This window comes from Gordonia sp. CPCC 206044 (genome assembly GCF_048537895.1).
Classification (GTDB): domain Bacteria; phylum Actinomycetota; class Actinomycetes; order Mycobacteriales; family Mycobacteriaceae; genus Gordonia.
Genome location: NZ_JBCLVL010000003.1, coordinates 58048 through 79074, shown reverse-complemented (window position 1 = coordinate 79074; position 21027 = coordinate 58048). Strand labels below are relative to the sequence as shown.

At 66.7% G+C, this 21027-nt stretch carries 22 protein-coding genes; 14 read left to right on the top strand and 8 right to left on the bottom strand.

Features of this window, described 5'->3' with window-relative positions; genetic code table 11:
- Positions 1-130 precede the first annotated feature (130 nt).
- From AAFP35_RS05340 to AAFP35_RS05305, 8 genes are all read left to right on the top strand, one after another.
- A complete protein-coding gene (locus AAFP35_RS05340; RefSeq protein WP_419220525.1) occupies positions 131-1369 on the top strand; it encodes a TetR/AcrR family transcriptional regulator in 1239 nt (412 codons plus the stop codon).
- Positions 1370-1534: 165 nt separating this feature from the next.
- The gene (locus AAFP35_RS05335; RefSeq protein WP_419220524.1) at positions 1535-2053 is read left to right on the top strand and encodes a flavin reductase family protein; all 519 of its coding nucleotides are present in this window, start codon (positions 1535-1537) and stop codon (positions 2051-2053) included.
- Entirely contained in the window at positions 2053-2721 is a 669-nt protein-coding gene (locus tag AAFP35_RS05330) for a 3,4-dihydroxy-2-butanone-4-phosphate synthase (RefSeq protein WP_419220523.1), read from the top strand. Before AAFP35_RS05335 ends, AAFP35_RS05330 begins: the two co-directional genes overlap by 1 nt.
- 100 nt (positions 2722-2821) lie before the next feature.
- Positions 2822-3172, top strand: a complete 351-nt coding sequence (locus AAFP35_RS05325; RefSeq protein WP_419220522.1) for a hypothetical protein — start codon at positions 2822-2824, stop codon at positions 3170-3172.
- A gap of 84 nt (positions 3173-3256) precedes the next feature.
- Complete coding sequence (gene fadD1 / locus AAFP35_RS05320; RefSeq protein ID WP_419220521.1) at positions 3257-4852, top strand: fatty-acid--CoA ligase FadD1; 1596 nt, start codon at positions 3257-3259, stop codon at positions 4850-4852.
- Between the two features lie 7 nt (positions 4853-4859).
- The gene (locus AAFP35_RS05315; protein ID WP_419220520.1) at positions 4860-5975 is read left to right on the top strand and encodes a TIGR03857 family LLM class F420-dependent oxidoreductase; all 1116 of its coding nucleotides are present in this window, start codon (positions 4860-4862) and stop codon (positions 5973-5975) included.
- Complete coding sequence (locus AAFP35_RS05310; RefSeq protein ID WP_419220519.1) at positions 5972-7039, top strand: phosphotransferase; 1068 nt, start codon at positions 5972-5974, stop codon at positions 7037-7039. The genes AAFP35_RS05315 and AAFP35_RS05310 overlap by 4 nt, the downstream gene beginning before the upstream one ends.
- Positions 7036-8043 carry an NAD-dependent epimerase/dehydratase family protein gene (locus tag AAFP35_RS05305; protein ID WP_419220518.1) on the top strand — a complete coding sequence of 336 codons (1008 nt, stop codon included), beginning with the start codon at positions 7036-7038 and terminating at the stop codon, positions 8041-8043. The genes AAFP35_RS05310 and AAFP35_RS05305 overlap by 4 nt, the downstream gene beginning before the upstream one ends.
- 9 nt (positions 8044-8052) lie before the next feature.
- On the opposite strand, the gene AAFP35_RS05300 is transcribed toward AAFP35_RS05305, so the two are convergent.
- From AAFP35_RS05300 to AAFP35_RS05265, 8 genes are read right to left on the bottom strand one after another with little or no spacing between them, the layout of a single operon-like run.
- Complete coding sequence (locus tag AAFP35_RS05300; protein ID WP_419220517.1) at positions 8053-8955, bottom strand: SDR family NAD(P)-dependent oxidoreductase; 903 nt, start codon at positions 8953-8955, stop codon at positions 8053-8055.
- On the bottom strand, positions 8955-10226 hold the full coding sequence (locus AAFP35_RS05295) for a hypothetical protein (RefSeq protein WP_419220516.1): 1272 nt from the start codon (positions 10224-10226) through the stop codon (positions 8955-8957). The genes AAFP35_RS05300 and AAFP35_RS05295 overlap by 1 nt, the downstream gene beginning before the upstream one ends.
- Positions 10227-10232: 6 nt before the next feature.
- A complete protein-coding gene (locus tag AAFP35_RS05290; protein ID WP_419220515.1) occupies positions 10233-10775 on the bottom strand; it encodes a nuclear transport factor 2 family protein in 543 nt (180 codons plus the stop codon).
- Between the two features lie 14 nt (positions 10776-10789).
- Positions 10790-10987 (bottom strand): ferredoxin, encoded by a 198-nt coding sequence (locus tag AAFP35_RS05285; RefSeq protein WP_419220514.1) that lies wholly within the window; start codon positions 10985-10987, stop codon positions 10790-10792.
- Positions 10987-12360, bottom strand: a complete 1374-nt coding sequence (locus tag AAFP35_RS05280; RefSeq protein WP_419220513.1) for a cytochrome P450 — start codon at positions 12358-12360, stop codon at positions 10987-10989. Before AAFP35_RS05280 ends, AAFP35_RS05285 begins: the two co-directional genes overlap by 1 nt.
- A 2-nt stretch (positions 12361-12362) precedes the next feature.
- Positions 12363-13157: an SDR family oxidoreductase gene (locus tag AAFP35_RS05275; RefSeq protein ID WP_419220512.1), complete on the bottom strand. Its 795-nt coding sequence runs from the start codon at positions 13155-13157 to the stop codon at positions 12363-12365.
- Positions 13157-14395, bottom strand: coding sequence for a cytochrome P450 (locus AAFP35_RS05270; RefSeq protein ID WP_419220511.1), 1239 nt, complete (start codon positions 14393-14395; stop codon positions 13157-13159). Before AAFP35_RS05270 ends, AAFP35_RS05275 begins: the two co-directional genes overlap by 1 nt.
- Entirely contained in the window at positions 14392-14988 is a 597-nt protein-coding gene (locus tag AAFP35_RS05265; protein WP_419220510.1) for a TetR/AcrR family transcriptional regulator, read from the bottom strand. Before AAFP35_RS05265 ends, AAFP35_RS05270 begins: the two co-directional genes overlap by 4 nt.
- 64 nt (positions 14989-15052) lie before the next feature.
- Between AAFP35_RS05265 and AAFP35_RS05260 the strand changes: the two genes are divergently transcribed.
- The 6 genes from AAFP35_RS05260 (at position 15053) to AAFP35_RS05235 (ending at position 20983) form a co-directional block, all read left to right on the top strand.
- Positions 15053-16519: an aldehyde dehydrogenase gene (locus tag AAFP35_RS05260; RefSeq protein WP_419220776.1), complete on the top strand. Its 1467-nt coding sequence runs from the start codon at positions 15053-15055 to the stop codon at positions 16517-16519.
- Between the two features lie 236 nt (positions 16520-16755).
- Positions 16756-17505, top strand: a complete 750-nt coding sequence (locus tag AAFP35_RS05255) for an SDR family oxidoreductase (protein ID WP_419220509.1) — start codon at positions 16756-16758, stop codon at positions 17503-17505.
- On the top strand, positions 17502-18377 hold the full coding sequence (locus tag AAFP35_RS05250; protein ID WP_419220508.1) for an NAD(P)-dependent oxidoreductase: 876 nt from the start codon (positions 17502-17504) through the stop codon (positions 18375-18377). The genes AAFP35_RS05255 and AAFP35_RS05250 overlap by 4 nt, the downstream gene beginning before the upstream one ends.
- Positions 18374-18775, top strand: coding sequence for a carboxymuconolactone decarboxylase family protein (locus tag AAFP35_RS05245; RefSeq protein ID WP_419220507.1), 402 nt, complete (start codon positions 18374-18376; stop codon positions 18773-18775). Before AAFP35_RS05250 ends, AAFP35_RS05245 begins: the two co-directional genes overlap by 4 nt.
- Positions 18776-18867: 92 nt before the next feature.
- Entirely contained in the window at positions 18868-20172 is a 1305-nt protein-coding gene (locus tag AAFP35_RS05240) for an alpha/beta hydrolase domain-containing protein (protein WP_419220775.1), read from the top strand.
- A 157-nt stretch (positions 20173-20329) separates the two neighbouring features.
- A complete protein-coding gene (locus AAFP35_RS05235; RefSeq protein WP_419220774.1) occupies positions 20330-20983 on the top strand; it encodes a PaaI family thioesterase in 654 nt (217 codons plus the stop codon).
- Positions 20984-21027: the final 44 nt, after the last annotated feature.

Genomic DNA, 21027 nt, shown 5'->3' with positions numbered 1-21027 from the left:
GTTTCGCTCCGTCGCACCGGGGCCGTCGAATCGCGACGCGGACCACACTCGACGGGGCGCGTCTACCATGCAGACGGAGCCCAGGTCCGACGATGATCGCCGTGCAGGCGAATGGAGCGAGGAGTACTCGATGGCGTCATCGCGAGCGGTCCAGAGCGCGGAGTCGACGCGCGAGCGCCCCGGACAGCCGCGGAGCGGACAGCGGACCCGCCAGATCCTGCGCGCCGCGACCGAACTGTTCCAGGAGGTCGGCTATCAGAACGTGAGCATCGACCAGATCGGTGCCGCCGTCGGACTCACCGGCCCCGCCCTCTACCGGCACTTCGCGAGCAAACACGATCTCCTCGTCGCCGCTCTCCTCGGCCAGGTCGAGGTGGTGGACGCCGTCGCCGATCAGGCCGGCAAAGAATCCCCCACTGCAACAGTCGAACTCGACCGCTTCCTGGAGGGTATGGCGGATCTCGGGGTGGACCGCGACGAGGCGATGCTCTGGCGTAGCGAACAGCGCCACCTCCGCGAAGCCGAGCAGTTGGCATTCCGCGCCGAGTTCGGCGATGTCCGGCGCCGGGTCGCGTCACTGGTCTCGGCCGCGCGCGGCGGGGTCACCGACGAGACTGCCGATCTGATCGCCTACCTCGTGCTGTCGATGTACGCACAATCCCGGGACATGCGACCGGGTCTCGCCCCCGCTCGGTTACGCCGGACCCTCCTGACACTCGGCCACGCCATCGTCGACTTCTCCCCCGCCGACACGGGCGCACCGGCGCCTGCGCCGCCGCCACAGGCCCGCGTTCCCGCAGGCCGGCGGGCCCGGATCGTGCACGCCGCATCCGAGTTGTTCGACGCCCGAGGCTACTTCGACGTGCGTATCGATGACATCGCCCGCGCGTCCGGCCTGTCGGTGGCGACCCTGTATCAGCACTTCGCGAGCAAGGCCGAGATCCTGCAGGCGGTCCTCGAACACGGCCTGCACGGCTTGCTGTTCACCACCGCTCGCGCGCTCGCCGAGGCGCAGACGCCCCGAAGCCGCCTCGACGCACTCATCGGCTCCTACGTCGACCTCGTCATGGGCACCACCGGTCGGGCCTTGCGCATCCTCGGCACCGACGTGATCTACCTGCCCGACGAGACCCGGGCGTGCATCCGCGAACTACAGGGCGACCACCTCGCCGAGTGGGTGGACGCCATCTGCGCGATCGACCCCGAACTCGGTACCGCCGACGCGCGCGCCATCGCGATCGCGACCATCGGCACGATCACCGACATGTCGCAGACGCCCCGTGTTCGCGCACGCGCACACATTCATCGAGAACTCGTGGCCGTCGCGACGGCCATGTGCACCCCGCGCGACCACCTGCCCCTCGACTGATCCACCTGCCGACCTGCAGCCCCACCCGCTCTCATCCGAGCGTCCACAACCCCACGAAGTTATGACTGATTCTTGATTCAGTTCTTGTATATCCAGCCAATATCGCCCATAGTTAGTGATGGTTCTGATTTCTAGCCACAAATCCACATCACAAAGGGGTGTTCGATGTCCGTGATCGATCTCGCCGACCTGTCGACGCAATTCCGGGACGCGATGGCGTCGGTGTGTACACCGGTCGCCGTGGTGACCGCGATGGACGGCGCCCGACCCCACGGCACGACCGTCAGCGCGTTCGCATCGTTGTCGATGTCGCCGCCGTCGCTGCTCGTGTCACTCGACCAAGGGTCCGAACTACTCGGCCTGGTCACCGACACCGGCTGCTTCGGCGTCAACATCCTGGGCAGCCGACAGTCGGCGCTGGCCGGACGATTCGCGAGCAAGGGACGAGACAAATTCCACGACGTGGCCTGGTCACGCGACCACGACGTTCCGCGTATCGACGACGTGCCGCACTGGATCGCCGCCGAGGTGATGCAGACCGTTGTCGTCGCCGACCACACGGTCGTCTTCGGCCGCGCGATCGCCGTCCGCGGGCAGGCCGCACCGCCGCTGACCTATCACCGTCGGGTGTTCGGCACGCATGCGGCACTCGACGCCGACCGCGCCTGCGGATCGAGGTCGTGATGTCGATCGTCGACATGCCGAGGCGCCCGATCGGCACGCACTCGACGGGATCCGTCGCGCGGGTCTGCGCCGCACTGGCCGAGTTGGCGTCGGGAGCGACGGTGGTGGTCTTCGACGACCGAGACGACCAAGCCGATCTGGTGCTCGCCGCCGAGCACGCGACAACGGCCGAACTCGAGTTCATGATCCGCCACACAGGCGGGTTCGTGCAGGTGGCGCTCACCCACAGTGATTGTGTCCGTTTGCAACTCCCGCCGATGTGGGGTCTGAACGACGCGAATGTGCAGTCCGGACCCACGGTGACCGTGGATGCCGCCGCAGGCATCGGCACCGGGATCTCGGCCGCCGACCGAGCACTCACGATCCGAACCGTCGCCGACCCGACCACGCGCCCGGACGACCTGACGCGCCCGGGCCACGTGGCCCCGGTGAAAGCAACCGGGGCCGCCACAACCGACCCCGGCGTCGTCGACGCCGTGGTGCACCTGATGGGCGCCGCGGGGCTGCGTACCGTCGCAGCCCTGTCCACACTTGTCTCCCCGCAGGACGAAACCCGCATGGCGACAAGGGAGGAGAGCCGCGCATTCGCCGCGGAACACGGACTCGCCTTCGTCACCACCAACGATGCGGTCGTGCACGCCGGCGCGGCCGCAACCCGTCCCGCCTGACCCCGTTCTCGGCCCGACCTGTCCCACACCTGGCCGGTTCCACACCCGACCGGTTCACAGCGCACACGGTCGGTGATTGACTGTCGACATGGTGACGAGGGTGACCGAGATCGTCGCGGGCCTCGCGGCGGCAGCGGTGGTGATGACGGGATGCGCGAGCGGGGCCGACCGCCCCGAGGTGGGCAGCATGTCACCGTCGGCGCGGACGACACAGTCCACCGCAGCCCAGACACCTTCGGGTCCGTCGATCGGTCAGCAGTGTCCGGGCGCCGACATCGGCCGCACGGCCACCGATCCGAACGGGACGGCGATCGTCTGCGACAACTACGTCTGGGCGCCCGACACCGGACAGACCCCGAGGCACCGATGGGCCGACGATCAACGCGCGTGGACCGACTGCATCGCCACCCACAGCCCCGCGGAATGCCGGCGGATCCTCGGCGTCGGATGAGTCCGCCACCGAGCCCGACCGCCGACGAGTAGACATTTTTCAGGTTCTGTTCACACAAACGAGAACACGTTCTACAGTGGTCGGGTGGCCGAGACTGTGACCCAGCTCCTAGCGGAGCGCGCGACCGATGACAACCTGGCGATCACCCATGACGACCGACAATGGTCCTGGCGGGAGTACATCGCCGACGCCGAATGTGTCGCCGCCGCGGTGCTCGGCCTCGCCGATCGGTCTCGTCCGATGCACATCGGCACCCTGCTCGGCAACACACCCGACATGCTGATCGCCCTCGCCGCCGGCGCGTTGGGCGGCTACGTGACCGTCGGCGTGAACAACACCCGTCGGGGTGAGGGTCTGGCAGCCGACATCCTGCGCGCCGACTGCCAGATACTCGTCACCGACGCCGAACACCGCCCTCTGCTCGACGGACTCGACCTACCCGGCGTCACGATCCTCGACACGTCCTCCCCGGACTGGGCACGGCTCCTCGATGATGCCGGCGAGCTCGAACCGTATTCCGTCCCCGGTGCCGCCGACACGTTCATGCTCATCTTCACCTCTGGCACGAGCGGCAATCCCAAGCCGGTTCAGTTCGCGCACATGATGATCCCGTTCGCGGGCCCCGTCCTGGTGGACAAGTACGACATCGGCCCCGGAGATGTCTGCTATCTGTCGATGCCGCTGTTCCATTCGGCGGCCCTGATGGGCGGATACTGCGTCGCCCTGTGCGGCGGCGCCGCGATGGCACCCGCGAAGTTCTCCGCGTCGACCTTCCTGCACGACATCCGGCGCTATGGCGCCACGTACATGAATTACGTCGGCAAACCCCTGGCCTACATCCTCGCCACCGAGGAGCAGCCCGACGACGCCGACAATCCGCTACGAGTGGCCTTCGGCAACGAGGCCACCGACCGTGACATCGACGAGTTCTCCCGCCGCTTCGGCGCCACCGTGTGGGACGGCTTCGGCTCCACCGAACTCGCGATCATCATCACGCGCGAGCCGGGCACCCCGCACGGGTCGATCGGCAAGGGCTTTCCCAATGTGGCCGTGTACAACTCGGAGACCATCGCCGAGTGTCCGCGCGCCGAGTTCGACGACAACGGCGCCCTCGCCAACGCCGACGAAGCCATCGGCGAACTCGTCAACATCGAGGGTGCCGGGATGTTCATGGGCTATTACAACGATGCCGACGCCACCAACGAACGGATCCGTCACGGGATGTACTGGTCGGGGGATCTGGCCTACAAGGACGCCGACGACTGGATCTATCTGGCCGGCCGGACCGGCGACTGGATGCGCGTCGACGGCGAGAACATGGCGGCGGGACCCATCGAGCGGATCCTGCTGCGGCTTCCCGAGATCAATCGGGTGGCGGTCTACGCCGTGCCCGACGAACACGTCGGCGACGCCGTGATGGCGGCCGTCGTGCTGGGCGACGGAGCCGAGCTGACCCCGGAGTCGTTCGCCGAACAGCTTGCTGCGCAGCCAGATCTGTCACCGAAGGCATGGCCACGCTACGTCCGGATCGCCGATGACCTCCCCACCACCGCGACCAACAAGATCCTCAAGCGCACCCTGAAGCAAGAGGGTGCGGTCGCAGGTGATGGCACGCTGTGGGTTCGCGAGGCCCGCACCAGCCGGTACCGTCCGGCCACCGCCACGCCGGCCACGGTGTGACACGCCGATGACCGAGCCCACCGTGACCGAATCGCTTCCCGAGATCGGCTACTACGCGCTCTCCCGCCACCCGGTGGCCCCCGCCGAACTCGTCGACGAGGCACGGTTGGCCGACCGATCGGGTTTCGGCGCGGCATTCATCTCCGAACGGTTCAACGTCAAAGATGCCGCGGTCATCAGCGGAGCGTTGGCCGCGGCCACCGAACGGATGGGTATCGCCACCGCCGCGACCAATCACAACACCCGGCATCCGATCATCACCGCGACCATGGGTGCGACGCTCTCCGAACTCAGCGGTGGCCGGTTCGCACTCGGACTGGGACGCGGCATCACCCCGCAGTGGCAGATCCTGGGGCTGCCGCCGGTCACCGGAGCCCAACTGGCCGACGCCGCAACGGTTCTGCGCACGCTGTGGCGAGGCGAGATGATCGTCGGACACGACGGCCCGATCGGCGACTATCCGCTGCTGAATCTCGGGGTCAGTGTGTCACCACCGCCTATCATGCTCGTCACCATGAGCCCCAACACGCTGGCGCTCGCGGGCGCCGTTGCCGACGGCGTCGTACTGCACACATTCTTCTCCGATGCCGCCACCCGCGAGGCGGTGCGCATCGTCCGGGACGCCGCCGAACGGGCCGGCCGAGATCGGGCCGCGGTACGCATCTGGTCGGTGGTCGCCACCGTCCCCGATCATCTGGGCGAAGCCGAACACCTGCGGCGCCTGTACGGCAGGCTGGCCACCTACCTGCAGGGATATCCCGACGTGCTGCTCGGCGCAAACGGTTGGCAGAGGACCGATCTCGACACCGTCCGGGCCACCGACGCATTCTCCGGCGCACGCGGACCACTCGATGCGACCGCGACGATCGACGAACTCCGCGAGTTGGCCCGAGCCGTACCGTCGGCCTGGGTCGCCGACAGTGCGGTCGGTCCACCGGAGGTCTGCGCAACCGCCATTGCGCGTCAGTTCGGTCTCGGTGTGGATTCGGTGATCCTGCACGGCGCCACCCCGTCGGAGCTGCTGCCGGTGCTCGACGCCTATCGTCGGGTCCGTCCGGACCTGCCCGCCCTCCCGGTGAACCCGGGCACCACACCCGCAGCACTCGCCGAGGCAGCCCGATGACGACGACCGACCCGAACCGCACATCGATCCCGACCTCCCCGGAAGAGATCACCGCGGGCTACCTGACCGGCCTCTTGCGTTCGGCCGGACACGATGTCGTCGTCGAGAGCGTCGACACGACACCGGTCGGTTCCGGACAGATGGCGGGTTCCTACCGACTCACCCTGTCGTACCGGGAGCCGACCGATCTGCCGCCGACCATGGTCGCGAAGGTCGCCATCGGCGATCGCACCCGTCGAGAGTTCGCCTCCGGCGTGTATCGCACCGAGACCCTGTTCTACGACCGGTTGGCACCCACCCTGGCCGTACCGCGACCAGCCTGCCACGCCACCGCCATCTCCCCCGACAGCACCGAGTGCATTCTGCTGCTCGAGGACATGACGCCCGCCGTGCAGGGTGACCAGATCACCGGATGCTCACCCGCACAGGCACAGTCGGTGGCCGTGGCGGCCGCGGGCCTCCACGGTCCGCGATGGTGCGACGACTCCATGTTCGAGGTCCCCGGCCTGGCCCTGCCCACCCACGAGGATCGCGAACTCATGGAATCGGTTCTCGGACCGATGGCCGACGCCTACCGGGCCCGGTTCGAACTCGATGCCCGCGAGGCGGCGACGATCGACTGGCTGGTACGGGAGGCGGGCGACTGGATCGAGCGAACGCCAACCCGGTTTGCGCTGATACACGGTGATCTCCGCATCGACAACGTCCTGTTCGGCGCCGACGACGTGGTCACCATCGTCGACTGGCAGACGATCTCGCCGGGGCATCCGCTGCGTGACATCGCATTCCTGTTGTCCACGAGCCTGACCGTGGACGACCGCCGCCGCCACGAACAGGACATCGTCGCGGCCTACCACCGGGCACTGCTCGATCACGGTGTGTCCGGATACACCGTCGAGCAATGCTGGCACGACTACATCGATTCGCTCATCCAGGCCCCGTTGATCGTCGTGTTCGGGTGCGCCGCCGCGATGGCCACCGAACGCGGGGACCACATGTTCGCGACCATGCTGTCCCGATGCTCGACCGCCGTCGAAGACCTGAATCCCGGTGCTCTGCGGTGAAACTCGTCATCGGAGCAACCGGATTCCTCGGTTCCCACGTGGTCCGCGCACTCGTGGGGACAGGCGAATCGGTGCGCGTTCTCATCCGCGAGACCAGTGACACGCGCGCGATCGACGACCTGGAGGTCGAGCGTGTCGTCGGCGACCTGTTCGACTCGGCGGCGGTGGCCTCGGCGATCGACGGCTGCGACGTGGTGTTCTACTGCGCTGTCGACACACGCGCGTGGCTGACCGATCCTGCTCCCCTCTACCGGACCAATGTGGAGGCGCTGCGCGCGGTGCTCGACGTCGCCGTGCAGGCGCAACTGCGTGCATTCGTGTTCACCAGCACACTGGCCACGATCGGCCGGGTGTCCGGTCGCCGGGCCACCGAGCAGGACGCGTTCAACTGGTTCGGGTCCGCTCCCGACTACGTGCGATCACGCGTCGCTGCAGAGGATCTGGTGATGTCGTATGTGCGCAGCCACTCTCTGCCCGCGATGGCGATGTGTGTGGCCAACACCTATGGGGCGCGAGATTGGCAGCCCACGCCACACGGGGCGTTCGTGGCGGGAGCCGCACTGGGCAAGCTGCCCTTCACCGTTCGCGGCTGTGCCGCGGAGTCGGTCGGGATCGAGGACGCGGCACACGCTCTGCTGCTCGCCGGCGACAAGGGGCGTCCGGGTGAGCGGTACATCGTCGCCGAACGCCACATCGACCTCGGCGACGTCATCGCGATCGCCGCATCGACCGCCGGGCGGCGACCACCACGCCTCGTATTGCACCGCCCGGTGCTGTACCTGTGTGGGGCAGTGGGTTCCGCATTGGCGAAGCTCACCGGACGCCCCCGCCGACTCACCGTGGCGTCGGTGCGGCTGATGCACATCATGTCGGCGATGGACCACGACAAAGCCGCGCGCGAACTCGGGTGGGAGCCGGCATCTGTCACCGTGGCCGTGGAGCAGGGCGCCCGGTTCTGGCTCGACCGTGCGGCAGGCCGACGGGTACGAGCCGGAACCGACTGACCAGGGTGCTCACGCCAAGAGTTCGGACAGCTCCGTCAAGGTGTACGGCCCGGTGTCGTTGTGATCACGGTAGGCGATGAAGGTGGGTTGCTGCGGTTCGTAGCGACCGATGAATCCACCTGCCGCGGTGAAGATCTGCCCGGAGAGCTGGGAAGCGGCGTCGCTGGCGAGGAAGACGTAGAGCGCGGCGACGTACTCCGGCGGTGCCGGGGCGAGTGCGGCGTCGCGCGTCAGGTCATCGAGGATCCCCCGACGATGCAAACCCTCGATGTGCGCAACGTAGTCGTCACCTGACGACAACCGCGACTTCGCCCCGGGCATCACCACATTCACCCTCACCCCGTGGTCGGCGAGGTCGGCGCCCGCCGCGAGTGCCAACGCGTTGACCCCGCCCTTGGCCGCCGGGTAACCACTGCCGCCGAACATCCCGAGCGATGCCGCAGATCCGGTCAACACGATGGAACCGGATTCCTGTTCGACGAAGACCCGGCCGGCGGCCTGCGTCAGGTGGAATGCACTCATCAGGTGGGCGTCCACCTGTTCGCGGAACTCGTCGGGCGTGATCGAGAGAACCGTCGATCCCGTCGGCTCCGCGATACCCGCACAGTTGATCGCGATGTCCAGCGCACCGAACTCGCGCAGCGCGGTGTCGACCATCTGCTGGGCGACTCCGTCGTCGCCTGCCGATCCGACGACACCGATCGCGTATCCGCCACCGCCGCGGATCTCGGTGACGGTCTCCTCCACCGCGCCCGGGTCGCGACCGTTCACCACCACGGACACCCCTGCCCCGGCGAGGGCGTAGGTCACCGCGAGGCCGATGCCCCGGGTGGCTCCGGCAACAACGGCGACGCGCCCGGACAGGCTGTGTCCCAGCATGTCCGGGCCCGGTCGATCTGCGCCGTCAGGCATCACACCACACTACTGATCGGGGTGATCGGAATCGACCTTCCCCGGTCGGTGAACTCGAACGCGGCCCCGGAACTGAATCGCGCCACGGCCACCTCACCCGGCTCCTTGATCGCCGCGTCCCCGCGGACCACGGTGACCTCGAGAGCCCCGTCGGTCGACTCCGCACCCGAGACCACCAGGTACGGGTCCACTGCGGTCGCGATGGCCTGCAGCGGCTCGAGATGATCGGCGTCGAGCAGGGTGATCCACCCGCCGTCGGCGACTGCGTCCGAGTCCTGCGGGATGCGCACCACCACCACCGCGTCGTCGCGCACCTGCGCGGTGACGCCGGTGTACTGGCCGGGACCGAGCACCGGGTGCAGCCCGATGACGGTGGCCAGCCCGTGCACGTCGGCGTCGAGATCGAGCGCCTGACGCAGTCGGTCGGCGGCCAGTCCGGCGATACCGACGAGCTGCTTGCGGAAGATCTCGGTGACCTGGTCGTCCGACTCGGCAACCCGACGCAGGCTCTTCAGGAAGCCCAGCGACAGCAATTGATGCTGCAGTGCAACTTCTTCCGCGATTCGCACCAGGGCGGTTCGGGACCACTCACGGAACTGCAGGTCCTCCACGAGGTGCCCGCGATAGTCCACCCAGCCGTCGGTGGCCGACGCATCGATCGCCGAGAGGGACAGGACGCCTGCACGCGTGGTGAACATCTCCTCGGCATCCGCGGGCAGCGGCAGTTCGTCCCGATCCGGTTCGATGGTCACCGTCCATTCGCAATGCGGCATGCGGTCGACCGGACGGCGCGGCGGACGATGGATCGGACGGATGCGCGCGCGACGATTGGTCGCGATCGCGGTCGCATCGAACGTCGGGTCCTCGATGTCGTGGCACATCGTGGTGACGTAGTCATCGCCCATGGGCTCGACATCCATCAGCGCTCCGCAGTGCTGAAGGAAGAACGACCCGTGGTACTTGTCCTCGACGGTGTAGCGGAAGTCCATGAACTGCGGCGGCGCACCGATGTCGAGCTGCAGACATTTGAACATGTCCTCGACACCGTCGCCGTCGATTCCCAGCGCGGTCCGCATCCGATGCGTGTAGACCGGGCTGGCGGCCATCCACTCCTCGATCGCGATCTGTCCCATCACCTCCCGACCGAAGGCGCTGATCAGATGGGCCATCCCGCTGCGGTCGATCATCTGACCGGAGAGCAGGAGTTCGGGTACCAGGATCGCGAGTCGATCGCGTTCCAGATCTGCGTAGCTCGGGGCTGTTCGAGTCATGTCAGATCACCAGAACGCAACCGGCGCCTTGCCGAACGGATACCAACCGGGCTGGTCACCGGTCGCCTTCTCGATCCGTTTGAGCATGCCGTCGCTCATCGCCTTGTTCTTCAGCATCTCGATGAACAACGCCGAGACGTTGCCGTAGTCGAAGAAGTCACGCTGCCAGGAGAACTGGAAGTTGCCGCCGTACTTGAACCAGCTGCCCTGGATGCCCTCGAGCGCGTAGTGGCTGCCGTCCTCGCGGGTTCCCTCGTAGATCTGTTTCCACAGTCCGATCATCGATCCGGTCTGATCGTCGATGACCCACTCCTGGTAGGGGTAGGTCCAGCCTTCGAGACCCTCCATCTCCTGTCCGAGAGCGATGTCACGGATCTCGTCACGGCCGACGGCCATGAAGTCCTTGTCGGGACCGTAGTTCCACCCGTAGGTCGCGTCCTCGGTGTAGAACTCGGCCAGCGGCTTCCAGTCACCGGCCTTTTCCGCCTCGATGTTGGCGTCGAGCCACCGGCGCTTCATCTCTTCGAGTTCAGCACGATCAAATGCCATTGCGGGTTCCTCACTCACTCGTCGTCTTCGACAATTCTCAAAGCTTGTGTCGGGCAATACATCACCGCGGCCTCCACCTCGGACCGCAGGGATTCGTCAGGATGGGCGTCGAGGATGTCGACGTGATCTTTCTGTGCGGAGAAGACGTCCGGCGCCTCCATCTCGCACATGCCGTGGCCCTGGCACAAGTCCAGGTCGACCTCGACACGCATCAGTTACCGCTCCCGCCCGATACCGGAGCGCTCGCACGTCGCCGGTAGGAGACCCGGCAGGGCTGCTGCAACTGCACGACCATCTTGGAATGGTCGTTGCGGTAGGTCTCCGACGGTTGGAGCATCTCGAACTCGTAGTTCTGGAAGAGCACCGAGAAGATGGCCTTCAGCTGCATGATCGCGAACTGCGCACCCACACAACGGTGCCGACCGGCGCCGAACGGAATCCAGGTCCAGCGGTTGGCCAGATCCTCCTGGCGAGGCTTCTCGTAGCGATCCGGATCGAACGCCTCGGGATCGGTGAAATCCTCGGGCAGTCGGTTGGAGATCGCCGGCGAGACCGCGATCGACTGACCGGCCTTCACCTCGAAGTCCTCGACGCGGAAGTCCTTCTGCACCACTCGCATCAAGACGATGAGCGGCGGGTGCAGTCGCAACGCCTCCTTGAGCGCGTTCTCCAGCTGCGGGATCTGACGCATCGCAGCGAAGCTGTACTCCGCGCGCCCCTCCCCCTTGTCGGCATAGATGTCGTCGAGTTCGTCGTAGACGCGCGCCATGTACTCGGGATTGCGGAGCAGTTCGATCAGGGTCCACGCCGCGGTGCCAGAGGTGGTGTGATGCCCGGCGAACATCATCGAGATGAACATACCGGTGATGGTGTTGGCGTCGAAGCCGACCTGCACCAACACGTCCATCAGGTCGCGATCCTCTTTGTTCTCGGTCGGATTCGCGATGCGGTCGTTCATCACCCCCTGGATGAACTCGACGAGTTCGGCACGTGCCTCGTCACGTTTGCGGAAGCTGTCGATGTCGGCGTTGTAGTCGACGTAGGCGATCGGATCGGTGCCCTTTTCCAGGTCGTGGAACAGGTGCGCGATGTGGCCGTTCAGCTGCTCACGGAACTTGCGGCCGATCAGGCACGCCGACGACGTGTAGAGCGTGAGCTCGGCGAAGAACTCCAACAGGTCGATCTCGCCCTCGTCGCCCCAGTCGGCGATGATCCGTTCCACCTCATGCGGGATCGTCACCGCGTGTTGCTTCATGTGCGGCCCCTTGAGGGCCGCGTTGTGGATCGCCTTGGAGCGCTCCTCCGGATTCGTGTCGAACACGACCCCCTCACCGAAAACCGGTGTCATGAAGGGGTATGCCGCCGCCTGGTCCAGATCCTCTTCGGGTGCCCGGAAGAACTCCTCGTTGGCCGCCGCACCGGACACCAGCACGACCTCGCGGTCGGCGAGTTGGAACTGCCCGACGTCACCGCACTCCTCACGGACACGCCAGAACAATGCGATCGGATCGGTCGCCAGCTCGTCGAGATGGCCGTGTTCGCCGTCTCCGCCGGAGACGCGTTTGGGTGTGGTCAGAGTGGTCATCGCTACTCTCCTCGGTCCTTCTTGTCACGGGGGATGGCGCCCTCGGCCTCCACCTCGACGACACGCATGTGCGCTCCGCGAGGCATGGTGACGATTGCGGTCACGGCCTGGGCGATGTGCTCGGGCGCCAGGAAATTCCCGTGCCGGGCAAGGCCGTGTCTGATCCAGTCGTTGAGCATGAGCTCGGTGGTCTTCTGATCGAGGTCCATGCCCATTCCGGTCAAGACCTGGCCTGGCCGGATCACGCTGGCGCGCACGCCCGTTCCCTCCAGTTCCAGTTGTGCGGTGGCGACCAGACCGTCGATACCCGCCTTGGCCGCGACATACGCCGACGACCACGGGCGCGGATGCAACACCACGTCCGAACCGATGAACACGTAGTCGCCACGGCCTCGTTCGATCATTCCGGGGGCCACCGCACGGTAGAGGCGATGGGCGCCGACGAGATGGATGTCGATCTGCGCGGCGAAGTCGGCGGGCGTCACCTCGTAGGACAAACCGACGGCGAGGTCGCCTGCGCCACTGACCACGATCTCCAGATCACCGAGTGCCGCTTGAGCTTTCTCGACGCATTCGAGCACCGACGTTTCGTCGGTGACGTCGAGCGGTACCGCGACGGCTTCACCGCCGCCTGCGATGATCCGGTCGGTGATCTCCTGCAGCTTCTCCACGCGGCGAGCGGCCAGGGCGACCGGATAGCCTGCTGCGGCAAGGATTTCCGCGGTGGCGGCCCCGATACCCGAGGACGCGCCGGCGACCAGGACGGGCCTACGTTGCGGATGAGGGATGAACGCCATCAGCGCACCTGCACTTTCACGGGGAGTTCGGCGAAGCCGCGCACATTGACCGAATGCACACGGACCGCGTTGTCGATGTCGATGTCCACGCTGCGGATCGAGCGGGCCACCTCGGTGAGCCCGACGTTCGACTCCAGCCGCGCGAGGTGGGCACCGAGACAGAAGTGGGTACCCATTCCGAAACTCATCAGGGCCTGACTGCAATCGCGGCCGATCTGATACCGATCGGCATCGGCGAAGACGTCCTCGTCCCGATTGGCCGAACCCACCAGCAGCAGCACCCGGTGACCCGCGGGGATCGTCACGTCACCGTAGGTGACGTCGGCGGCGACCTTGCGCAACACCATCTGGGTGGAGTTGTCGTAGCGGAGGGTCTCCTCGGTCCAGTCCGGGACCGCGTCCGGATCGGCGAACACCTTGTTCAACTCGTCCGGATTGCGCCAGCCCCAGTAGAGGGCATTGGCGAGCAACTTGGTGGTGGTCTCGTTGCCCGCCACCACCATCAGCACCATGAAGCCGACGATCTCGTCCTCGGTGAGCCTGATCTTCTCGCCTGTCTCGTCGTCGTCGACCTCGGCCTCGATGAGGGCCGACACCAGGTCTTCGCCCGGGTGCTTGCGACGATCCGCGATCAGTTCCGAATAGTATTTGTGCAGCTCGATGTAGGCGTAGATCGCCGCTTCCGGGATGTCCATGACACCCTCTTCGCGATGCAGCAGCAGATCCGACTGGTGACGCAGATGCGTGCGATCGGCCTCGGGCACGCCGAGCAGCTCGGAGACCACGTCCATCGGCAGCAGGCCGGCGAAGTCGGCGATGTAGTCGAACTCGCCCTTGTCGAGGCATTTGCTCCAGTGCTGGTGGGTCAGCGCCGAGATCCGCCCGGAGAGCTCGCCGACTCGCCGCGGTGTGAATCCCTTGGACACCAGCTTTCGGATGCGCATGTGCTTGGGATCGTCCATGGCGAGAAAGGACATCGACTTGTGCGCGTCCGGGCCATACGACGACGGATCCATCGACACGCCCCACGCGTTGGACAGATTCACACTGTCCCGGAAGCCACTTCGCACGTCGGCATGTCGAGCGAGAGCCCAGAAATCCATCGCCGAGTTGTAGTACACCGGCGCTTGCGCCCGCAGTCGGGCGTAGGTGGGATAGGGGTCCTCGTGGAAATCGTAGGCATACGGATCGAAGGGGACGAGATGTTCCATCCCCGCCACCGTGGTGGTGTCGGTCATCGGTTCTCCATCAATAGGTGTGCGGCTGCGACAAGACGTTCCGAGGTCTGCTCATAGGACATGTGCCCCATGCCGGCATGCACGAGGCCACCGGCGTAGATCATCTCCAGCGCATCGACGAGCGGGCCGGGGTTCTCCGGGTCGACTTCCAGCGCATCGGCCAACCGGCGGCGGATGAAACCGCCGATCCGCAGGCGAAGATGCTCGACGTCTGGGTCGGTGCCGAGCAGGGCCATCGTGACCGCCCCGCCGAGCTGCCCCTGACCGGCCACCACCATCGACACCGAACGCAGGATCTCCGCCACCCGCTCCTGCGCGGGAAGCGCCGGATCGGGCTCCCCGACGCCGGCACTGAGACGACGCCAGAACACCTCGGCGACAAGGTGACTCTTCGACGAGAAGTAGGTGTACGCGGTGGCAGGCGCGACCCCGGCCCGCTTGGCGACGGTCCGCACCGTGAGCCCGTCGAAGCCCTCTTCGTTGAGCACCTCGACGGCAGCGTCGGTCAGACGCGAGACGGTCTCGGCCTGCTGCTGGGTGAGCCGCCGTCTGGTGGACTCCTGCGAAATCGGTCGCGATGCGGGACTGGACATGTGAGCGAGGCTACACTAGGTTTGAACTCGAGTCCAGACACCTGTCCAGATGGAGTTCCAGACAATGCCCTTACGACCCGAAACGTCGTCGGACCTGCTGATCGACGGGAAGCTCGTCCCCGGCGCCGGCGGCACCTTCGAGATCCTCAATCCGGCCACCGAAGAGGTGCTCGGCCACGCTGCCGACGCCACGTCGGCCGACATGGACGCGGCGATCGCGGCCGCGCGACGCGCATTCGACACCACCGACTGGTCACGCGACCACGCCTTCCGGGCGCGTTGCCTGCGTCAGTTGCGCGATGCGCTGCTCGCCCACGCCGACGAGTTCCGCGACCTGACGGTGGCCGAGGTCGGTTGCCCCGTCTTCCTCACCAGCGGACCACAGTTCGAGGGCCCGGTCACCGACCTCGGGTACTTCGCCGATCTCGCCGAGAACTACACGTGGACCCAGGATCTCGGTCAGGCCAAACCGATGGGCCTCAAGAACACTCGCGAGGTGCGCTTCGAGGCGGCCGGTGTGGTCGGCGCGATCACACCGTGGAACTTCCCGCACCAGATCAACTTCGCGAAGATCGGTCCCGCCCTGGCCGCCGGGTGCACCGTGGTGCTCAAGCCCGCGCCGGACACACCGTGGTGTGCGGCCTTGGTGGGCAAGGTGATCGCCGAGGAAACCGACTTCCCGCCCGGCGTGATCAACATCGTGACATCCGCCGACCACGCCCTCGGCGCGCAACTGTCCACCGATCCGCGCGTCGACCTGGTGTCGTTCACCGGCTCCACCGCCACCGGCAAGAAGGTGATGGCGTCGGCCGCGGAATCCCTCAAGAAGGTGTTCCTCGAGTTGGGTGGCAAGTCGGCGTTCATCGTCCTCGACGACGCCGACCTCGGCTCGGCCTGTGCGATGGCCGCGTTCAACGTGGTCACCCATGCGGGTCAGGGGTGTGCGATCACCACTCGTCTGCTCGTGCCGCGGGAAAAACTGGACGAGGCCATCACCGCCACCCGTGACGCGTTGGCGGGCTTGCCCGCCGGTGACCCGACCGACGCGGGCACGATCTGCGGCCCGCTGATCTCGGCGGCACAGCGCCAACGCGTCGAGTCCTACATCGAGGTGGCCAAGGACGAGGGCGGCACCATCGAGATCGGCGGAGGCCGACCCACCGACAAGGGCTCAGGCTTCTTCGTCGAACCGACCCTCATCTCCGGCCTGGACAATTCCGCCCGCGCGGCACAGGAGGAGATCTTCGGACCGGTCCTGGTGATCTTGCCGCACGACGGCGACGACGACGCGATCCGCATCGCCAACGACTCGCCCTACGGCCTGTCCGGGGCGGTCTGGGGTACCGACACGGAACGGATCAACAAGGTGGTCAACGGGGTTCGCACCGGAACCATGGGGATCAACGGAGGCATCTGGTACTCCGCCGATGTCCCGTTCGGGGGTTACAAACAGTCCGGCATCGGACGGGAGATGGGCGTCGCCGGGTTCGAGGAGTATCTGGAGTCGAAGGCCGTCGCGACCCCGGCCTAGGCCATGTTCGACGTCGGCATGGACGGTTTCCACACCGCGCCCAGCGATCTCGATACGGCGCCTCGCTTCGCTCGGTGCCTACTCGATCGGCGGGGTGACCCAACCGCCGGTCGGTACCGAGCCCCCGCCGGCCGAGTGCCCGCCCCCGCCGGTCGAGTAGTCCGAGCCGCTAGGCGAGGACGTATCGAGACCACCCCGACAACCGACAACCGACAACCACAACAGAAAGCAGCACAATGACTTCCGACAATCGCGGACAACGTTTCGCCGACCAGAACATCATCGTCACCGGCGCCGCAGGCGGCATCGGCGAGGCCTATGCCCGGGCCTTGGCCGCCGAGGGCGCCAACGTCGTCGTCGCCGACGTGAACGACGAGGCGGGCAAGCAGGTCGCCGCCGACATCGGTGGCCTCTACGTGCACACCGACGTCTCCGATGTCGAGTCGGCGCAAGCCCTGGCCACCGCCGCCGTCGACACCTACGGAACCATTCACGGTCTGGTGAACAACGCGGCGATCTATGGCGGGATGAAGCTCGACTTCCTCATCACCGTGCCGTGGGACTACTACAAGAAGTTCATGAGCGTGAACCTCGACGGCGCGCTCAACGTGACCCGTGCGATCTACCCGCACATGACCGACGGCGGCGCCATCGTCAACCAGTCCTCCACCGCCGCATGGCTCTACAGCGGCTTCTACGGTCTGGCCAAGGTCGGCGTGAACGGTCTGACCCAGCAGCTCGCCACCGAACTCGGCGGCCAGAACATCCGGGTCAACGCCATCGCTCCCGGCCCCATCAACACCGAGGCCACCTTGTCCACGACGCCCACGTCGATGGTCAACGAGATGGTCGACAAGCTGCCGCTCAAGCGCATGGGCACCCCCGAGGACCTCGTCGGCATGTGCCTGTTCCTCCTCTCCCACGAGGCCAACTGGGTCACCGGGCAGATCTTCAATGTCGATGGCGGACAGGTCATCCGGTCGTGAGTGACACCATCCGCCTCGGTTATGTCGGGCTCGGCAACATCGGCGGTCCGATGGCCGGCAGCCTGGCCGCGTGGTCGGGCGGGCTCAGCGTCTTCGATCTCGACCCCGACGCCGTCGCGAAGATCGTCGACAAGGGAGCCAACCCCGCCGACTCGCTGGCCGACCTCGCGACATCGGCCGACATCATCGGCATCTGCGTGCTCGACGATGCACAGGTACGGACGGTGGTGGCAGGCGACGGCGGTCTGCTGTCGACCGCCAAGCCCGGCACCATCATCACCGTGCACTCGACCATCAGCCCGCAAACGGCTGTCGAGTTGGCAGCGACATGCGCCGAACGCGGCGTGGTCCTGCTCGACGCACCGATCTCCGGTGGAGCGATGGCCGCCGAACAGGGACGGCTCGCGATCATGGTCGGCGGTGCACGGGACTCCTACCAGAAACTCAAGGAGCCGTACGCCCTCGCCGCGGAGATGCTGATCCATGCCGGTCCCGAGGTCGGCGCAGGCACCCGGATGAAGCTGGCCCGCAACCTCTTGCATTTCGTCGCATTCACCGCGACGGCCGAGGCATCCCGGCTCGCCGAGGCCGCAGGCATCGACATCACCAAACTCGGCAAGGTCGTGCGGCACACCGATTCCATCACCGGCGGTGCCGGTGCGATCATGTTGCGCGACACGACCGCCGAGATCCCCGACGGCGACTTCTGGCGGGACATCTTCCTGCCGGTGCGTACCCTCGGGGAGAAGGACCTCGGGCTGGCACTGAGCCTCGGCGATCAGCTCGACGTCGATCTGCCGCTCGCGCAGATCGCCCTCCGCGATCTGGCCACGGCACTCGGCGTTCCCCATCACGAAGGAGAGCAGTCATGAGCACCGAACCCCAGCAGACCGACGCTCCCGAACAGACCGAGCAGCGACGTCGGGGCCTCGAGATGATGTCGAAGGTCTACGGCTGGGAGATGTCCGACGGACCGGGCGACTTCTTCGCCCACACCGCCGACCAGGTCTTCGGCGAGGTGTGGAGCCGAGAAGGTCTGTCGGTGCGCGACCGACGACTCGTCTTGCTCGGGGCGCTCGCGCAGGCCGGACAGATCGACGTGGCCGAGATCCAGGCAGGCGCGGCGTTGGCCAACGGCGAGCTGACCCCCGAGCAACTCGAGGAGATCTCGCTGTTCCTCTGCTACTACGTGGGGTGGCCGTTGGGTACCAAGATGCACTTCATGTTCGGCGACGTCATCGGGAAGCATCGGAAGAAGCAAGAGAAGTGACCGGGCGGCACCGGGATCGCGGGGACATCGACGAGTTCGGGGATCTCGACGTGACCTTCGCCGAATTGTCAGGTGGCCGTGGATGTTCGATCATGAGCGCCACGCCGGGACCGAATCTGGCCGCACACGGATTCCGAGAGAACGAGTACGCCGTCTCCGGGGTCGCCGCCAGGTTCGAGACGTCCGGTGATCGCGAGCTCACCGAGGTCGGCAAGGACACCTTCACAACCCGCATCCTGGTGCGTCGCCCGATCGACGACGCCCGATTCAACGGCACCGTCGTGGTCGAGTGGCTCAACGTGAGCAGCGGCTCCGACGCCGCCGCCGACTACACCTATCTCGCCGAAGAACTCGTCCGCGGTGGCTTCGCGTGGGTCGGTGTGTCCGCGCAGTACACCGGGATCACCGGCGGTCCGGGCTCGGTCGGCGGTCTCGACACACCGTCGCCGACCGGGCCGGCCGCCAAGGACCCCGAGCGTTACACCGGATTGCACCACCCCGGGGACGCGTACTGCTACGACATCTTCGGGACGGTCGGCGCGGCGTTGCGTACCGTCGGCGCCGATCATCCCCTGGCCGGCCTCACCGTTCGTCGGTCCCTGGCGGTCGGCGAATCCCAGTCGGCGATGGCGCTGACGACCTACGCGAATCTGTTCGCCGGATACCACCGGGTCCATGACGGCATCCTCATCCACTCACGGGCCGCAGCCGGGATGTCACTCGGCGAGGTCGGCCGCGGTATCGACATCGACCAGGTCTTCGATGCCGAACCGACCACGATCCGCACCGACCTCGACATCCCGGTCTTCATCGTGCAGACCGAGACCGACGTACTCACCAATTTCCGGTTCCATCTGTCCCGACAGCCCGACACCGATCGCATCCGCGTCTGGGAGATCGCCGGGACGTCGCACGCCGACCTCCACCAGATCGGCCCGTACGAAGACATGCTCGGCTGCCCGACACCGGTCAATCGGGGTCAGCAACGATTCGTCCTGCGCGCGGCGCTGCACCATCTCGACGCCTGGGCAGCAGGCCGTTCACAGCCACCATCGGCGCCGCCGCTCGAACTCGACCTGTCCGGCGCCACACCGCAGTTCGTCGTCGACGACATCGGCAACGCGCGCGGCGGCGTACGGACCCCCTGTGTGGAGGCTCCTAGCCAGGTCCTCTCCGGTGTGGTCGGCGGTGAGGTCTCCCGCATCTGCCTGCTGTTCGGCTCCACGACACCTGCCGCACCCGAGGCGCTGGCCGCGCGTTACACCGATCCGTCGGAGTACCTGCGCCGTTACGGCGAAGCGACCGACTTGGCCATCGCCGCCGGTTTCGTCCTCGCCGACGACCGCGAGGAACTCCTCGCCGACGCGCGACCCGACCTGATCGGACCCGACCGCTGACGATTCGTCCCGAGTGGCGGGCCGCCGCGCCCGGCCTCGCGGCCCATCCGGAGATGGTCGCGACATGGGCTCAGTCGAACCGGAGGCCGAGGAGCACGCCGACGAACCGGCTCCGTCGCGACACCATCCACGCCAGACCGTCCAGGAAGCAGAGCACATGGAGTTCACCCTCGAGGACATCTCGGATGCCGAGGTCACTCGGCGTCGAGAGCTGTACGGGCCGTTGACGGATTCGGTGCGCGAACTCATCGACGCGGTCATCCGGACCGAGGTCGACGAGGAGACGGTCCGCGACGCGCACCGCGTCATCGCCGAGACCGTCGAGCGTTTGCAGGCCAACCAGCTGGCGGGCTCCTTCGGCGTGCGACACACCGCCGACATGAAGGGCATGCCGTGGGGGAACTCCGTCATCGGGCTGCGTAACGCGATCGCGCCGCCGTTGACCACCGTGCGACGGACCGACGGCACCGTGAGCGCCGACTTCACCCTGGGTGCCGCCTACGAGGGCCCACCGAGCTGCGTCCACGGCGGGGTCGCTGCGATGATCCTCGACCAGGTACTCGGCGAGGCAGGCAGTGCCGATGACGTGCCCTGCTACACCGGGACCATCTCGTTTCGCTACCTGCGTCCCACACCTCTGGGCGCGCTGCACGCCGAGGCGGTCATCGTCGAACGCGACGGCCGCAAGAAGATCGTGCGCGGCGCACTCTCGGACGGCGACGGCGAGACCGTCACCGCCGAAGGAGTTTTCATCGTGCCGAAGGACTGGAACGGCCCCATCCCGCGATCGATCCGATCACGACCGATCTGACGCCGATCGGGCCGTGCACCACCGTCGCGCCGACCGGCAGGGAG

Bases quoted from the DNA above. Each gene is read 5' to 3' on its own strand.
- AAFP35_RS05280 (WP_419220513.1), bottom strand. From the start codon at position 12,360: ATGACCACTCTGACCACACCCAAACGCGTCTCCGGCGGAGACGGCGAA.
- AAFP35_RS05255 (WP_419220509.1), top strand. From the start codon at position 16,756: ATGACTTCCGACAATCGCGGACAACGTTTCGCCGACCAGAACATCATC.
- AAFP35_RS05265 (WP_419220510.1), bottom strand. From the start codon at position 14,988: ATGTCCAGTCCCGCATCGCGACCGATTTCGCAGGAGTCCACCAGACGG.
- AAFP35_RS05335 (WP_419220524.1), top strand. From the start codon at position 1,535: ATGTCCGTGATCGATCTCGCCGACCTGTCGACGCAATTCCGGGACGCG.
- AAFP35_RS05330 (WP_419220523.1), top strand. From the start codon at position 2,053: ATGTCGATCGTCGACATGCCGAGGCGCCCGATCGGCACGCACTCGACG.
- AAFP35_RS05295 (WP_419220516.1), bottom strand. From the start codon at position 10,226: ATGACTCGAACAGCCCCGAGCTACGCAGATCTGGAACGCGATCGACTC.
- AAFP35_RS05285 (WP_419220514.1), bottom strand. From the start codon at position 10,987: ATGCGTGTCGAGGTCGACCTGGACTTGTGCCAGGGCCACGGCATGTGC.
- AAFP35_RS05315 (WP_419220520.1), top strand. From the start codon at position 4,860: ATGACCGAGCCCACCGTGACCGAATCGCTTCCCGAGATCGGCTACTAC.
- AAFP35_RS05235 (WP_419220774.1), top strand. From the start codon at position 20,330: ATGGAGTTCACCCTCGAGGACATCTCGGATGCCGAGGTCACTCGGCGT.
- AAFP35_RS05275 (WP_419220512.1), bottom strand. From the start codon at position 13,157: ATGGCGTTCATCCCTCATCCGCAACGTAGGCCCGTCCTGGTCGCCGGC.
- AAFP35_RS05240 (WP_419220775.1), top strand. From the start codon at position 18,868: ATGAGCGCCACGCCGGGACCGAATCTGGCCGCACACGGATTCCGAGAG.
- AAFP35_RS05245 (WP_419220507.1), top strand. From the start codon at position 18,374: ATGAGCACCGAACCCCAGCAGACCGACGCTCCCGAACAGACCGAGCAG.
- AAFP35_RS05260 (WP_419220776.1), top strand. From the start codon at position 15,053: ATGCCCTTACGACCCGAAACGTCGTCGGACCTGCTGATCGACGGGAAG.
- AAFP35_RS05310 (WP_419220519.1), top strand. From the start codon at position 5,972: ATGACGACGACCGACCCGAACCGCACATCGATCCCGACCTCCCCGGAA.
- AAFP35_RS05270 (WP_419220511.1), bottom strand. From the start codon at position 14,395: ATGACCGACACCACCACGGTGGCGGGGATGGAACATCTCGTCCCCTTC.
- AAFP35_RS05300 (WP_419220517.1), bottom strand. From the start codon at position 8,955: ATGCCTGACGGCGCAGATCGACCGGGCCCGGACATGCTGGGACACAGC.
- AAFP35_RS05290 (WP_419220515.1), bottom strand. From the start codon at position 10,775: ATGGCATTTGATCGTGCTGAACTCGAAGAGATGAAGCGCCGGTGGCTC.
- AAFP35_RS05340 (WP_419220525.1), top strand. From the start codon at position 131: ATGGCGTCATCGCGAGCGGTCCAGAGCGCGGAGTCGACGCGCGAGCGC.